Raw genomic sequence first — 12567 nt, 5'->3', positions numbered from 1 at the left:
CTGGCGCGACCGATCAGTACAAAACGGCCCTGAGCCGGAAAATACCGGCCAAGGCCTGACATCTCGAGGAAGTATTGGAATGAAGAAGTGGCAATGTATCGTCTGCGGCCTGATCTACAACGAAGCTGACGGCTGGCCTGACGATGGCATCGTGCCCGGCACGCGCTGGGAGGATGTGCCGGCGGACTGGCTGTGCCCGGATTGCGGTGTCGGCAAAATGGATTTCGAAATGATCGAAATCAACTGATCGTTTCATTTAAATGGAGAGCAACATGAGTGCACCTGTCGTCATCGTCGGTACTGGGCTGGCCGGTTATAACCTGGCCCGGGAGTTTCGCAAGCTCGACAGCGAAACCCCGCTGCTGCTGATCACCGCGGACGACGGTCGTTCATACTCCAAGCCGATGCTCTCCACGGGCTTTGGCAAGAACAAAGATGCCGACGGTTTGAGCATGGCTGAACCGGGGGCCATGGCCGAACAACTCAAGGCCGAGGTGCGCACCCACACGCGCATCAGCGGTATCGATCCGGGCCACAAACGGCTGTGGATCGGCGAGGAGGCGGTGAATTACCGCGACCTGATCCTGGCCTGGGGCGCCGAAACCGTGCGCGTGCCGGTACAGGGCGACGCGGCGGACCTGATCTTTCCCATCAACGACCTGGAAGACTACGCGCGCTTCAGGGCTGCGGCCGTCGGCAAGCGCCGGGTGTTGTTGTTGGGTGCCGGTCTGATTGGCTGCGAGTTCGCCAACGACCTGAGCCTGGGGGGCTACGAAGTCGAGTTGGTGGCGCCGTGCGAGCAAGTCATGCCGACGCTGCTGCATCCGGCCGCTGCGGCAGCGGTCCAGGCCGGGCTGGAAAGCCTTGGTGCGCGCTTCCACTTGGGCCCTGTGCTCAACCGCTTGCAGAAGGTCGCCGATGGGCTGGAGGCGCACCTGTCCGACGGCCAGGTGATCGCCTGCGACCTGGTGGTCTCGGCCATCGGCCTGCGTCCACGCATCGACCTGGCGGCGGCCGCCGGGCTGGTGGTCAACCGCGGCGTCGTGGTCGATCGTCACCTGAAAACCTCCCACGCCAATATCTACGCCCTGGGCGATTGCGCCGAGGTCGACGGCTTGAACCTGCTGTATGTCATGCCGCTGATGAGCTGCGCCCGAGCCTTGGCCCAAACCCTGGCCGGCAACCCGACTGCCGTCAGTTACGGTGCCATGCCGATTACCGTAAAAACCCCGGTGTGCCCATTGGTCGTGTCGCCGCCACCACGAGGCAGCGAAGGCGTGTGGAGCGTCGAAGGGCAGGGCGCGGACATCAAGGCACTGTGCCGAGACGCTCAAGGCAATCTGTTGGGCTACGCGCTGACGGGCACGGCAGTGATGGAGAAACTGGCGCTGAACAAGGAGCTTCCAGCCCTGCTGGCGTAAATACTGGTCGTTCTGTCGCAAAAACCCTACTTTTGGTCCCACAAAGGTCTTCCGGACACTGGCGCGGTTTTCGGCACCGTGCCATCCTCACTCCCGTCTGCCGCAGAGTAGAGCCTGCGGCGCCTTAGGGGCTGTTCCAAAGAGAACAGCACGGACATAACAACAAAAAAACCGTCAAAGGGGCTTCATTCATGCGTAAACCAGAACTCGCCGCCGCTATCGCGGAAAAAGCAGACCTCACCAAAGAACAAGCCAACCGCGTCCTCAACGCCGTTCTCGAAGAAATCACCGGCGCCCTGCACCGCAAGGACAGCGTTACCCTGGTGGGCTTCGGCACTTTCCTGCAACGCCACCGCGGCGCCCGCACTGGCAAGAACCCACAAACCGGTGAGCCAGTGAAGATCAAGGCCAGCAACACCGTTGCCTTCAAACCAGGCAAGTTCTTGAAAGACAGCGTTAACCCATAATTGCGACGAGTACCTCGGCCAGGGGGAAGAAAGCAGCAATCGAAAGGGCATACCGATGAATCGGTATGCCCTTTTTTGTGTGGCTTGCAAGCAGTTTGAGACAGCGATGGCTTGGTGCCCGTTATCCGTGGCGAGGGAGCTTGCTCCCGCTGGGTCGCGAAGCGGCCCCAAAAAAGCGACGACTGCTGCGCAGCCGAGCGGGAGCAAGCTCCCTCGTCACAGGTTGGAGATGCCTAAGTGGGAGCGAGCTTGCTCGCGATGGCGTCCGCCTAGTCCGCGGAAGTCTTCGGCTGCGCCAACACCTTCAAGGCCGCCTTGCGCTCGTCGACCGGCAATTTGCCCAGCTGTTCCACCGCCGCGTAAAACCCAACCCAGTCCCCATCCTTCTGCTTGAACAGCGCCGCAAACGCCGGCACCCACTGGTCATACAGCCCGAACGGCAGCAATCGTGCATTGTTCAAGGGCGCATAGACCCAGGCATCGTAGCGTTTGTCGCCTGCCCATTGGGTATCGCGCAGTTGCTCATAGTCGGTGCGCAGGCGTTCGAACTCCGCCGCTTTGCGTTGGCGCATTCCCTCGGCCGGCGAGGGTTGGGCGTAGAGCTTTTCCAGGCGCTGGCGGGTATCGAGGATCAGTTGGATGAACTGGTCGCGCTGGCGCACCTGCTTGCCATTGTCTGGCGCCAGCCCACGACTGGCGCGCCATTGCCGGGTGCCTTCCTGTTCGACGAAGGTGGCGAAGGACTCATTGAATTCGGTGTCGTCCTGTACATAAAACCGTTGGTGCGCCAGTTCATGAAAGATCAGCGTCGCCAGGCGTTCGTCGCCCCAATGCATCATCGAACTCAGGATCGGATCGTCGAACCAGCCCAGCGTCGAATAGGCTTCTACCCCACCGATCGTAACGTCCATGCCCTGCAAGCGCTGCAACGCGGCCTCGCCACGGGCGGCGCCCTGGCTGTAATAACCGCGATAAGCCACGCAACCGGCAATGGGAAAACAATGGTTGTGCGGTGCCAGGGAAAACTCTGGCGTGGCGAAGACGTTCCAGACTACGAACGGCCGGCCAATATCCGCATACAGGCGATAGCTTCGATTGTCCGGTAGATGCAGGTGATTACTGGCGAACGTCCGTGCCTCACGCGCCTGGGCCAAGTGCGCCTTGAGCTGGGCATCGCGGGCGGGGTCGGCAATGACCTGGTCGATAGGCTCGCGGGCCTGCAACAACCGCAGCTGCCCGCCGACGAGTTGGCTGTAGTAACCGGCGCTAGCGCAACCGTTCAGTAACAAAAGCAGGAGGCCTGGAAACAAAATCTGGAAAACACGGTCGAGTAACCGATGGCTTGAACGCGGCCTGATCAATTGGAATCACCCTGGGAAGTCTGCCCACAAGACTATCTCGCTTGCCTGGAGCTTCGCTATGCGCGTGTTGATGCTGACGAGTGGCCTGTTGTTGCTCACCGGTTGTGCCGGCTTGCCTGACCCCGATCCATCCCAAGCGTGGATCGATCTGGGCAATCAGCAGGACACCGCGCTACAGGCGCTGGAAGTCGATGACAAGATGTCCGTCGACCGACGTTATTTCGAAGTGCAACCCGGCAGCCATGAGTTGACGGTGCGCTACCAGTTTGCCGTCGAACCCGGCAACATCGGCCCGGACGCGGAGCCGCTGTGGCGCGATTGCCGGTTGAACCTTAAATTCAAGGATTTCAACGCAGGCCAACGTTACCAGCTACAGGCCGGCAGCATTGGTTTCCGGCCATGGGCCAAGCTTTACGATCAGCAGCGCAAGGTGGTGGGGCAAGGTACGCCGGCGGGCTGCCAACAAACGTGATTGGCGCTATGCTCAGGACCTGGTTTTAAGGAAACTCATCATGCGCTTATCCTTGCTGTTACTGGCCCTGGTCTCCATGAGCGGTTGCGCAACGAGCCCGCTGCCCCAGGTCGACCCGAACATGGCGTGGGTTGATTTTGCTACGCCCATGCCGGGCGGCAAAATGCTGATGGCTGAAAGCCTGGACGGCCAGCGCTTGCGCGACGGACGGTTCTTCCAGGTTTCGCCGGGCAGCCACGAACTGAAAGTGCGCTTCGACTTCGAAGTATTCAGTGGGGGTGGGTTGGGCATGCAGGCCGAACCCCAAGAGCGGATGTGCTACATGCTCGTGCGTTACGACCATTTCGAGGCCGGCCAGCGCTATCGTCTGGAGGCTCGCAACCTGGCATTCACGCCGAGCGCCCGGCTCTATGACGACAAGCGTCAAATCGTCGCCGAGGAACGGCAGATCAATTGCGTTCCGTAGGAATCCCTAGCGGTCGTTCTTCTGGTAGATGATTTTCTTCGTGCCGTTATCGCAACTGCCCACCACCATGTTCTGGTCGTGAACTTCGTCATTGGTGACGATTTCCAGCGTGTAGGACGACACGTTGTTCGCCTGGATCTTCGCTTCGATTTCCCCTTTCAGCTCTTCACAGGATTTGGGAGCCGCAAGGGCTGATGCAGCGAATGCGCAGCCGATGACCACCAGGGCTGATCGTTTCATGTTCGAATTCCTCATGGCAGCACGCACTGCCTGTGCGCTGAAACTGCGGGCTTCATTCGATCATAATTGCGCCAGGGTAAACAGCTCGACCGTGTTCAAGAAATCGCAGCCTTCGACAATGCCTGCGAAGGCTGCGACCCTTTCATGGGTCAGTTCACCAACGTCGCATCCAGGGTAATCTTGGCGTTCAGCACTTTGGAAACCGGGCACCCCTCCTTGGCTTTCTTGCTCAATTCGTCGAATTGCGCCTGGCTCGCGCCGGGGATTTTCGCCTTGAGTATCAGCTTGACCGCCGTGATCGCGAAACCGCCCTCGACCTGGTCCAGGGTCACTTCAGCGTTGGTGTCGATGCTGTCGGCCTTGAGCCCGGCGTCGCCGAGGATCATCGAAAAGGCCATGGAAAAGCAGCCGGCGTGGGCCGCGCCGATCAATTCCTCGGGGTTGGTGCCCTTGCCGCCTTCGAATCGCGCCTTGAAGCCATAGGGCGCCTCGCGCAACACGCCGGTTTCCGTGGAAATCGAGCCGATACCGGTTTTCAGGTCACCTTCCCAATGAGCCGATGCTTTCTTGATGATAGCCATGTCTGCCTCCTGAAGATCCGGCGCGAACGCCGCGCCTGGGTGTTTTTTAACTGTCTGGGTTGTGAGGATAGACCGCCTGGAAAAGTTCACCTTGTCGATTAGCCGACGAATTTAGTAGGAAATTTCGTCGCAACTATTGAAACTCGGGTATATGCCCACATTGCAATGGCACACACCTTTAGAAACGGCAGGCTTTTACCCGTAGGAAAAGCCCGGAACGCCGTTGGAGATCCCGGCCCATGAAACAGCTGTCCGACGTGAAATTCTCAACCCTCGACCTGGTGCCTGTGCGCGCCGATGGCAATGCCGCTCAATCCTTGCACAACTCGCTGGACTTGGCGCAGCACGTGGAAAAATACGGCTACACCCGCTTCTGGGTGGCCGAACACCACAATATGGACGGTATCGCCAGTTCGGCAACAGCGGTGCTGCTGGGTTATCTGGCGGGGGGCACTTCGACCATTCGCGTCGGTTCCGGTGGCGTCATGCTGCCCAATCACGCACCGTTGATCATCGCCGAACAGTTCGGCACGCTGGAAAGCCTCTATCCGGGTCGAATCGATCTGGGGCTGGGGCGCGCGCCAGGTTCCGACCAGATGACCGCCCGGGCGCTGCGTCGCGAGCGCTCCGGCAGCGCGGACGATTTTCCCGAGGATGTGGCCGAGCTGATGCGCTACCTGGGCCCGCGTACCCCGGATCAACGCATCATCGCCATGCCCGGCACCGGCACCAACGTGCCGGTCTGGCTGCTGGGTTCGAGCCTGTTCAGTGCGCAATTGGCCGGTGAACGCGGTTTGCCCTACGCATTCGCCTCCCATTTCGCACCGCGATATATGCACGAGGCGATTCGCATCTACCGCAACCACTTCAAGCCGTCGGCGGTGCTCGACAAGCCCTATGTGATGCTCGGCGTGCCGCTGGTGGCTGCGGATACCGATGAGCAGGCCGATTACCTGGCGACGTCGGTGTACCAGCGGATCCTGGCGTTGATGCGCGGCCAGAGCCTGGTGCAGCGTCCGCCGGTCGAATCCATGAACGGTCTTTGGTTGCCCCATGAGAAGGAGGCGGTCGGCGATTTCCTGGGGCTGGCCATGGTCGGCGGTCCGCAGAAAATTCGCGCCAAGCTGCAAGTGCTGATCGAGCAGACCCAGGCCGATGAGCTGATTTTTACCAGCGACCTGTATGAGCACGCCGATCGCTTGCACTCCTACGAGTTGCTGGCGCAGGTCATGAAGGGCTGAATCGCGGTCAATAAAAAGCCGACGCTGTGCGTCGGCTTTGAACTGAACGCGCTATCAGCCGCGTTTGTAGACTATTTCTTTCGTACCGCCCTCACAGGTGCCGACGACTTTTGCGTCAGCCGCTGCGCCTTTATCAACGATTTCCAGCGTATAACCTGACACGCCCTTGGCGTCCAGCTTTGCTGCGATTTCGCTTTTCAGCTCTTCGCAGGGTTTGCCGGCCGCAAACGCACCACCGGCAAGGCTCAGCAAACCCAGGGCCACCATCAATTTGTTCATCGCTCGCACTCCTTGGTCGGATCAAATAGGGCAGGTATTGGAAAACGTAATGCGCAGACCATAGCGCATCGCCACTCCCTATGGCACTCCGCCAGCGTGCAAGTTCAAAGAACCTCAGCTATTGGCAATCCGAAAGCCGACCTTGATCGTCACTTGAAAGTGCGCGGCCCGGCCATTTTCGATGTGGCCGCGGGTTTCCGTGACTTCGAACCATTCCAAGTGCTTGAGGCTTTTGCTGGCTTCGGCCAGGGCGTTGTTGATGGCGTCTTCAATGCTGGTGGGAGAGGAACCGACCAGTTCGACCTTTTTGTACGTATGGTGATCACTCATAACGTTCTCCTTGGTTGTCTTTAACAGCCTAGCAGCGATTTTTCGCCTTACATGTGTGGCCGCTCAAGCGGTGAAAGTTCAGATTTACTGCACTTTCCCAAACCGTCGGAGTCCCAATTCACACACGAACTCAACCACTGCAGGAGAGCCACCATGGCCAGCACTTCGTTACGCAAAGCCTCGTTGCAAAGCATGGAAGCGGAGATCGAAAGTCTGCTCAAGTCGTTGGAAAGTCTGAAGGATGACGCTTCGGACGAGTCGCGTAAAACCCTCAAGTCGCTCAAGGCCAATGCCGAAAACGCGCTGAAACATTCTCGCCATCTGCTCAGCGACGCCTATGAAGAGGTCAAGGTGAAAACCCGTGAGACCGGGATCGCCACGCGAGATTACGCGCAGGAACACCCATGGACCACGGCCGGTGTCGCGGTCGGTGCGCTGGGTTTGCTGGCTGCTTACTTGCTGTGCAAACGCGGTGACTGAACCGGTTGGCCCAGCTCATGCCTGAGCCATTGGGCCAATTGCCGAGCGCGCCCGTCCGCGGCGCGCTTGGGTAGCCACAACGCCAGTCGCGCCGCGGTTTCATCAAAGCCCCACGGCGCGACCAGGCGACCGGCGCGCACGTCCTCGGCCACCAGCGGTTCGGGCGCGATCGCCACGCCTAACCCCGCCACGGCGGCTTCCAGTAAATAATATAAATGCTCGAATCCTTGCCCGAACTTCAATGCCTGGGGTTCAAGGTCGTTTTGCCGTGCCCAGGCCGGCCAAGCCTGTGGACGCGAGGTGGTGTGCAGCAATGGTTCATCGAGCAGCCCGCTGGCTGGTGCACCCTGCAACCGAGCGAATCCGGCGTAGTGCGGGCTCATCACGGGACCTATCCGTTCGCTCACCAGTTCGTACACCTGCATGTCGGCCGGCCAGGGTGGCTCGGCGAATACCAACAAAGCGTCTAATCCCGGTCGCCTGGGGTCTAGGTCGCCCTCGCCGGCGGACAGGTGCAAGCGCAAATCCGGCAGGTCAGCATTGAGCCTGCCCAGGCGAGGAATAAACCAACGCGCCAGCAGGCTTCCCGAGCAGCCCAGTACAAACGGGGCGTCCGCCGTCCTTTGTGTCAGCTCCGCGCAAACACCGCGTAAACGCTCGAACGCATCGGTGCTGGCGTCCCGAAGGCGCACGCCGGCATCTGTGAGTTTCAGGCCGCGCCCGTCCTTGATGAACAAGCTGACGCCCAGATGCTCTTCCAACACCTTCAACTGTCGGCTCACGGCCCCATGGGTAACGTGCAGCTGTTCGGCCGCCTGGCTTACGCTGCTCAGGCGGGCGGCAGTCTCAAAGGCGCGCAAGGCGTTGAGGGGGGGCAGGTCGTGGCTCATTTTATTTGTGAGTTTTCCTGACAGGTTGCGGCGATCTTATCGGTTTTCACTGAAGGATGTCAGGGGTAGAGTGAACCTCATTGTCTTTCAACGCATTTGCCTGGAGCGCCCGATGACCCAGCCTACGACCTCTTTCAACCTGCGCAGCGGCCCTGATGCCAACGGCCTGTTCGGCGCATTCGGCGGCCGTTATGTGGCCGAGACCTTGATGCCGCTGATCCTTGATCTGGCCCGTGAGTACGAAGTGGCGAAGGAAGATCCGGCCTTCATCGAGGAATTGGCCTACTTCCAGCGTGACTATGTCGGTCGTCCGAGCCCGCTCTACTTCGCCGAGCGCCTGACCGAATACTGCGGTGGCGCCAAGATCTACCTCAAGCGTGAAGAGCTGAACCACACCGGCGCGCACAAGATCAACAACTGCATCGGCCAGATCCTGCTGGCGCGGCGCATGGGCAAGAAACGCATCATCGCCGAGACCGGCGCGGGTATGCACGGCGTGGCCACCGCCACCGTAGCCGCGCGTTTCGGCCTGGATTGCGTGATCTACATGGGCACCACCGACATCGAGCGCCAGCAGGCCAACGTGTTCCGCATGAAGCTGCTCGGGGCGGAAGTCATTCCGGTGGTCGCCGGCACCGGCACCCTGAAAGATGCCATGAACGAGGCCCTGCGCGACTGGGTCACCAACGTCGACAGTACGTTCTACCTGATCGGCACCGTGGCGGGCCCGCATCCTTACCCTGCGATGGTGCGTGACTTCCAAGCGGTGATCGGCAAGGAAACCCGCGATCAGCTGCAAGCCCAGGAAGGTCGCCTGCCGGATAGCCTGGTGGCATGCATCGGTGGCGGCTCCAACGCCATGGGCCTGTTCCACCCGTTCCTGGACGACAAGAGTGTCGAGATCATCGGCGTCGAAGCCGCAGGCTATGGCATCGAGACCGGTAAGCACGCGGCGAGCCTGAACGGCGGCGTCCCCGGCGTACTGCACGGCAACCGCACCTTCCTGTTGCAGGACGACGACGGCCAGATCATCGACGCCCATTCGATTTCCGCGGGGCTCGACTACCCCGGTATCGGCCCGGAACATGCCTGGTTGCACGACATTGGCCGCGTCCAGTACACCTCGGTCACTGACGCCGAAGCCCTCGAAGCCTTTCACAAATGCTGTCGCCTAGAAGGGATCATTCCTGCACTGGAAAGCGCCCATGCCCTGGCCGAAGTGTTCAAACGCGCACCCAACCTGCCGAAAGATCACCTGATGGTGGTCAACCTGTCCGGTCGTGGCGACAAAGACATGCAAACCGTGATGCACCACATGGAACAGTCCCAGCAGGAGAAACACTGATGAGCCGCCTGCAAACCCGTTTTGCTGAACTCAAGGAACAGAACCGAGCCGCCCTGGTGACTTTCGTCACGGCGGGCGACCCGGACTACGACACGTCGCTGGCGATCCTCAAGGGCCTGCCGGCGGCGGGTGCCGACGTGATCGAGTTGGGCATGCCATTCACCGACCCGATGGCTGACGGCCCGGCGATTCAATTGGCGAACATTCGCGCCCTGGGGGCCCAGCAGAACCTTGCGAAAACCCTGCAGATGGTTCGTGAGTTCCGCAAAGACAACACTGAGACACCGCTGGTGTTGATGGGCTACTTCAACCCGATCCATCGTTATGGTGTGCAGCGTTTCATTGGCGAGGCGCTGGACGCTGGCGTGGATGGCCTGATCGTCGTGGACATGCCGCCCGAGCACAACAGCGAACTGTGCGAACCGGCCCAGGCTGCTGGCCTGGATTTCATCCGCCTGACCACGCCGACCACTGACGATGTGCGTTTGCCGACGGTCCTCAACGGCAGTTCGGGCTTTGTGTACTACGTGTCGGTCGCGGGCGTGACCGGTGCTGGCGCCGCGACGCTGGAGCATGTGGAAGAAGCCGTGGCGCGCCTGCGCCGCCATACCGATCTGCCCATCAGCATTGGTTTCGGTATTCGTACACCGGAGCAGGCGGCGGCCATCGCACGGCTGGCCGACGGGGTGGTGGTCGGCTCGGCGCTGATCGACCATATCGCCAGCGCCGACACATCGGAACAGGCGATCGATGGCGTGTTGAGCTTGTGTGCGGCACTGGCTGATGGTGTACGCAAGGCGCGTCTGGGCTGATTCCTGGTTCGGCGCTGAGCCAAAAAAAGGGGTTCAGAACTTGGTTCTGAACCCCTTTTTTGCACCAGGACTGCCTTTGTGGCGAGGGAGCTTGCTCCCGCTGGGTCGCGAAGCGGCCCCAAACAGGTTCATGCAATTTTTTCAGAGAGGGCGCATTGGCTGGTTTACGATTGCTTCGCAGCCGAGCGGGAGCAAGCTCCCTCGCCACAATGACGACCCTGTTCGTCAGGGCAACTCCAACCCGCCCCCGGCCTTGTGCAGCTCGCGCAAATGCTCGCCGATCTCCTTCACATTGGCCTCGCTTGCAGCAATTTCAGCCGCGCGGCTCGGTTCGAGCAAGGCCCGGACTTCCTTGTCCAGATCGCCTGTCAGCGTTTGCAGTTGCTTTTGCCGCAAACTGCTTTCCGATTCCAGGCGTTGCCACTCGCTGGGTTGCGGCAAGCCGTAGCCGCTGCTGCCCAGCAGTTCGGCCGGGCGGCTGAGGAAGCCGCTGTTGGCGAGTATCTGCTGCAGCGTCGCGTTAGCCCTTTCCATACCACCGTTCTGCAACTCACGGGCTCCGAGGTAGCGCTGTTTGACTTCATCCTGCGCCAACAACAACTGCCGACGATAACTGGCCTGCTCCAGCAGCAACAACGCCGCGCTGGTGCGCAGGTCCGCCTGGTCGAACCAGACGCGGCGTTCGGCGGCGTCCAGGGCCAGCCAGTCTTCCACCGTCTGTTGCTTGATCGGCAGATACTTCTTCAGCACATCGAACATGGCCTGGTACCGCTCGCGGAATGAGTCGAAGTGGTAGCCCAGGCGCAATGCTTCCTTGGGGTCATTCAACACGCTGGTATCTGCCAGGCCCCGACCCTTGAGCACTTCCAGCAGACCGTTGGGCATGATGCTATCCAGGCCGTTGAGCTGCTTGTTGTTGCTGCCGCTGCGCAGCAGTTTCAGGCTCTCCACGGCGCAGTTATTGGACAGGAAGTAATAGTTGCCGTCATAGCTCCAGTGCATTTCGGCGGCGTGCTCGACCGTTTCCTCGATTTCGGTGCGCGACAGGTTCAGCGGCACCGATGCCAGGCTGCGTAGCTCGGTCTTGGTGTATTCATCGATCACCTGGGCCAACGGCAATATGAACAGGCGCGAGGGGTATTTGCCGACCAGCCCGTCCCAACTCGACAATTGCACATCGCCCACGAAGGCGCGGTAGGACAGCACCAAGTGTTGGTCCAGATCCAGCCGGCAGTCTGGACCGCGTGGCCGGCCCGGTGCGCAGATCACCAGCCGGAGCATGCTGTGGCCCCAGCGGCTTACCCAGTTCTGATTGGCCTCGGCCAGCAGGTAATCAATGGCATAGACCCGCTCTGGATCGACCTTGCCCAGGGGCGTCTTGGCGAAGTCGTTCCCGGCGTTGAGGAAGGCGAACGATTGGGCGCAGGTATCCTTGGCGGCAGGCGCCCAGCCGAAGTGTTCCCGATAATAGCGATACAGGGCCGGGCGTCGGCAGGCGTAGCTCGGGTCGAGGAGAAAGTACTCCATGTTGACCGCGACGAACTCCTTGGGGCTGCTCGTTTCATAGAGGTCCGGGCTGCGGGCGACCTGGCGGTTGTGCTGTTCCCGCGCGCCGCGACGGCCGACGTATTGCGGCCAGCCGGCGAGGTCCAGCAAGCGCGGATCATCGCTGAGGGTGAAGCGGCGGTCGTTCTGGCCCCGGCATTCATCGGGGAGGCCGATCAGCCCGGCGCTGCCGTTGCGTCGAGTGCAACGCTGGATCAGCGTGCGTTCGGCGTCTGGCCATAGACGCGAGCGGTCGTAGATGTGGGTCAGTTCATGCAAGACCGTGGCGAGCATTTCCCGGCGGACGGTGCCGTGGGGGCGCTGGGTCTTTTGCGTCGCGGCGCTGCCGTCGACAAGGCTGTCGAGCAGGTTGCTGTTGAGGTCCAGTTGCGACACCAACGAGGCCTGGCCGTAGGCATTGGCGGGCATCTGGTCGGTCCAGCCGACATTGATGCGTCGGTCCAGTCGCTCGATGAAGCGCGGCGGCAGGGCCTGCATGGCTTCATCGAGCAGCGCCTGGCTGGCCTGCTGTTGCGACGGGCTCAGTCCTTCGACGTTGAGGTGCAGTTGCAGGCCGGCCTGGGCCATGCTGGCGGTGAGCAGCAAGACCCCGGCCGCCATCCAGGCGGCGAACCGC

16 protein-coding genes are annotated in these 12567 nt (G+C 60.9%); 9 read left to right on the top strand and 7 right to left on the bottom strand.

All coding sequences use genetic code 11. The annotated features are described in order from the left end of the window. Positions 1 to 79: 79 nt before the first annotated feature. From J3P88_RS29655 to J3P88_RS29645, 3 genes are all read left to right on the top strand, one after another. On the top strand, positions 80 to 247 hold the full coding sequence (locus tag J3P88_RS29655) for a rubredoxin (RefSeq protein WP_160388651.1): 168 nt from the start codon (positions 80 to 82) through the stop codon (positions 245 to 247). Positions 248 to 272: 25 nt separating this feature from the next. After that, entirely contained in the window at positions 273 to 1421 is a 1149-nt protein-coding gene (locus J3P88_RS29650; protein WP_186708220.1) for an NAD(P)/FAD-dependent oxidoreductase, read from the top strand. 191 nt (positions 1422 to 1612) lie between these two features. Continuing rightward, positions 1613 to 1888: an HU family DNA-binding protein gene (locus J3P88_RS29645; protein ID WP_003177201.1), complete on the top strand. Its 276-nt coding sequence runs from the start codon at positions 1613 to 1615 to the stop codon at positions 1886 to 1888. Between the two features lie 269 nt (positions 1889 to 2157). Here J3P88_RS29645 and J3P88_RS29640 read toward each other — a convergent pair whose 3' ends face one another. Then, entirely contained in the window at positions 2158 to 3249 is a 1092-nt protein-coding gene (locus J3P88_RS29640; RefSeq protein ID WP_434573228.1) for an aminopeptidase, read from the bottom strand. A gap of 58 nt (positions 3250 to 3307) precedes the next feature. On the opposite strand from J3P88_RS29640, the gene J3P88_RS29635 reads away from it, so the two are divergent. Together J3P88_RS29635 and J3P88_RS29630 are read left to right on the top strand one after the other, a co-directional pair. Continuing rightward, the gene (locus tag J3P88_RS29635) at positions 3308 to 3721 is read left to right on the top strand and encodes a hypothetical protein (RefSeq protein WP_186708216.1); all 414 of its coding nucleotides are present in this window, start codon (positions 3308 to 3310) and stop codon (positions 3719 to 3721) included. 40 nt (positions 3722 to 3761) lie between these two features. Then, a complete protein-coding gene (locus J3P88_RS29630) occupies positions 3762 to 4187 on the top strand; it encodes a hypothetical protein (RefSeq protein WP_186708214.1) in 426 nt (141 codons plus the stop codon). Between the two features lie 6 nt (positions 4188 to 4193). Here J3P88_RS29630 and J3P88_RS29625 read toward each other — a convergent pair whose 3' ends face one another. Both J3P88_RS29625 and J3P88_RS29620 read right to left on the bottom strand, forming a co-directional pair. Next, positions 4194 to 4427 (bottom strand): DUF1161 domain-containing protein, encoded by a 234-nt coding sequence (locus J3P88_RS29625; protein ID WP_186708212.1) that lies wholly within the window; start codon positions 4425 to 4427, stop codon positions 4194 to 4196. Positions 4428 to 4576: 149 nt separating this feature from the next. Beyond that, positions 4577 to 5008 (bottom strand): OsmC family protein, encoded by a 432-nt coding sequence (locus J3P88_RS29620; protein WP_434573225.1) that lies wholly within the window; start codon positions 5006 to 5008, stop codon positions 4577 to 4579. A gap of 239 nt (positions 5009 to 5247) precedes the next feature. Between J3P88_RS29620 and J3P88_RS29615 the strand changes: the two genes are divergently transcribed. Then, a complete protein-coding gene (locus J3P88_RS29615; protein ID WP_434573223.1) occupies positions 5248 to 6249 on the top strand; it encodes an LLM class flavin-dependent oxidoreductase in 1002 nt (333 codons plus the stop codon). A 54-nt stretch (positions 6250 to 6303) separates the two neighbouring features. Here the strand turns inward: J3P88_RS29615 and J3P88_RS29610 are convergent, their stop codons facing one another. Together J3P88_RS29610 and J3P88_RS29605 are read right to left on the bottom strand one after the other, a co-directional pair. Then, positions 6304 to 6528, bottom strand: a complete 225-nt coding sequence (locus tag J3P88_RS29610; protein WP_434573221.1) for a DUF1161 domain-containing protein — start codon at positions 6526 to 6528, stop codon at positions 6304 to 6306. Positions 6529 to 6642: 114 nt separating this feature from the next. Then, entirely contained in the window at positions 6643 to 6858 is a 216-nt protein-coding gene (locus J3P88_RS29605; protein ID WP_003177209.1) for a dodecin, read from the bottom strand. Between the two features lie 153 nt (positions 6859 to 7011). On the opposite strand from J3P88_RS29605, the gene J3P88_RS29600 reads away from it, so the two are divergent. Next, positions 7012 to 7338, top strand: coding sequence for a DUF883 family protein (locus tag J3P88_RS29600; RefSeq protein ID WP_053127069.1), 327 nt, complete (start codon positions 7012 to 7014; stop codon positions 7336 to 7338). Here J3P88_RS29600 and J3P88_RS29595 read toward each other — a convergent pair. Then, positions 7311 to 8228: a LysR family transcriptional regulator gene (locus tag J3P88_RS29595; protein WP_434573219.1), complete on the bottom strand. Its 918-nt coding sequence runs from the start codon at positions 8226 to 8228 to the stop codon at positions 7311 to 7313. The genes J3P88_RS29600 and J3P88_RS29595 overlap by 28 nt on opposite strands. A gap of 112 nt (positions 8229 to 8340) precedes the next feature. Here J3P88_RS29595 and trpB point away from each other — a divergent pair, with 112 nt between their 5' ends. Together trpB and trpA are read left to right on the top strand one after the other, a co-directional pair. Beyond that, entirely contained in the window at positions 8341 to 9573 is a 1233-nt protein-coding gene (gene trpB / locus J3P88_RS29590; protein WP_072411224.1) for a tryptophan synthase subunit beta, read from the top strand. Then, on the top strand, positions 9573 to 10385 hold the full coding sequence (trpA, locus tag J3P88_RS29585; RefSeq protein ID WP_186708202.1) for a tryptophan synthase subunit alpha: 813 nt from the start codon (positions 9573 to 9575) through the stop codon (positions 10383 to 10385). The genes trpB and trpA overlap by 1 nt, the downstream gene beginning before the upstream one ends. Before the next feature lie 225 nt (positions 10386 to 10610). On the opposite strand, the gene J3P88_RS29580 is transcribed toward trpA, so the two are convergent. Continuing rightward, positions 10611 to 12551, bottom strand: a complete 1941-nt coding sequence (locus J3P88_RS29580; RefSeq protein WP_434573216.1) for a DUF4105 domain-containing protein — start codon at positions 12549 to 12551, stop codon at positions 10611 to 10613. Positions 12552 to 12567 lie beyond the last annotated feature (16 nt).

This window comes from Pseudomonas sp. Z3-6, assembly GCF_051131985.1.
GTDB lineage: Bacteria > Pseudomonadota > Gammaproteobacteria > Pseudomonadales > Pseudomonadaceae > Aquipseudomonas > Aquipseudomonas zanjanensis.
The sequence above is the reverse complement of the archived record's forward strand: the minus strand, read 5'-3'. Positions and strand labels throughout refer to the sequence as shown.

What these genes read in the sequence shown, in the direction of transcription:
- J3P88_RS29650 (WP_186708220.1), top strand. Translation starts at nt 273, where the DNA reads ATGAGTGCACCTGTCGTCATCGTCGGTACTGGGCTGGCCGGTTATAAC.
- trpA (WP_186708202.1), top strand. Translation starts at nt 9,573, where the DNA reads ATGAGCCGCCTGCAAACCCGTTTTGCTGAACTCAAGGAACAGAACCGA.
- J3P88_RS29580 (WP_434573216.1), bottom strand. Translation starts at nt 12,551, where the DNA reads ATGGCGGCCGGGGTCTTGCTGCTCACCGCCAGCATGGCCCAGGCCGGC.
- J3P88_RS29635 (WP_186708216.1), top strand. Translation starts at nt 3,308, where the DNA reads ATGCGCGTGTTGATGCTGACGAGTGGCCTGTTGTTGCTCACCGGTTGT.
- J3P88_RS29620 (WP_434573225.1), bottom strand. Translation starts at nt 5,008, where the DNA reads ATGGCTATCATCAAGAAAGCATCGGCTCATTGGGAAGGTGACCTGAAA.
- J3P88_RS29645 (WP_003177201.1), top strand. Translation starts at nt 1,613, where the DNA reads ATGCGTAAACCAGAACTCGCCGCCGCTATCGCGGAAAAAGCAGACCTC.
- J3P88_RS29610 (WP_434573221.1), bottom strand. Translation starts at nt 6,528, where the DNA reads ATGAACAAATTGATGGTGGCCCTGGGTTTGCTGAGCCTTGCCGGTGGT.
- J3P88_RS29625 (WP_186708212.1), bottom strand. Translation starts at nt 4,427, where the DNA reads ATGAAACGATCAGCCCTGGTGGTCATCGGCTGCGCATTCGCTGCATCA.
- J3P88_RS29630 (WP_186708214.1), top strand. Translation starts at nt 3,762, where the DNA reads ATGCGCTTATCCTTGCTGTTACTGGCCCTGGTCTCCATGAGCGGTTGC.
- J3P88_RS29615 (WP_434573223.1), top strand. Translation starts at nt 5,248, where the DNA reads ATGAAACAGCTGTCCGACGTGAAATTCTCAACCCTCGACCTGGTGCCT.
- J3P88_RS29605 (WP_003177209.1), bottom strand. Translation starts at nt 6,858, where the DNA reads ATGAGTGATCACCATACGTACAAAAAGGTCGAACTGGTCGGTTCCTCT.
- J3P88_RS29655 (WP_160388651.1), top strand. Translation starts at nt 80, where the DNA reads ATGAAGAAGTGGCAATGTATCGTCTGCGGCCTGATCTACAACGAAGCT.
- J3P88_RS29595 (WP_434573219.1), bottom strand. Translation starts at nt 8,228, where the DNA reads ATGAGCCACGACCTGCCCCCCCTCAACGCCTTGCGCGCCTTTGAGACT.
- J3P88_RS29600 (WP_053127069.1), top strand. Translation starts at nt 7,012, where the DNA reads ATGGCCAGCACTTCGTTACGCAAAGCCTCGTTGCAAAGCATGGAAGCG.
- trpB (WP_072411224.1), top strand. Translation starts at nt 8,341, where the DNA reads ATGACCCAGCCTACGACCTCTTTCAACCTGCGCAGCGGCCCTGATGCC.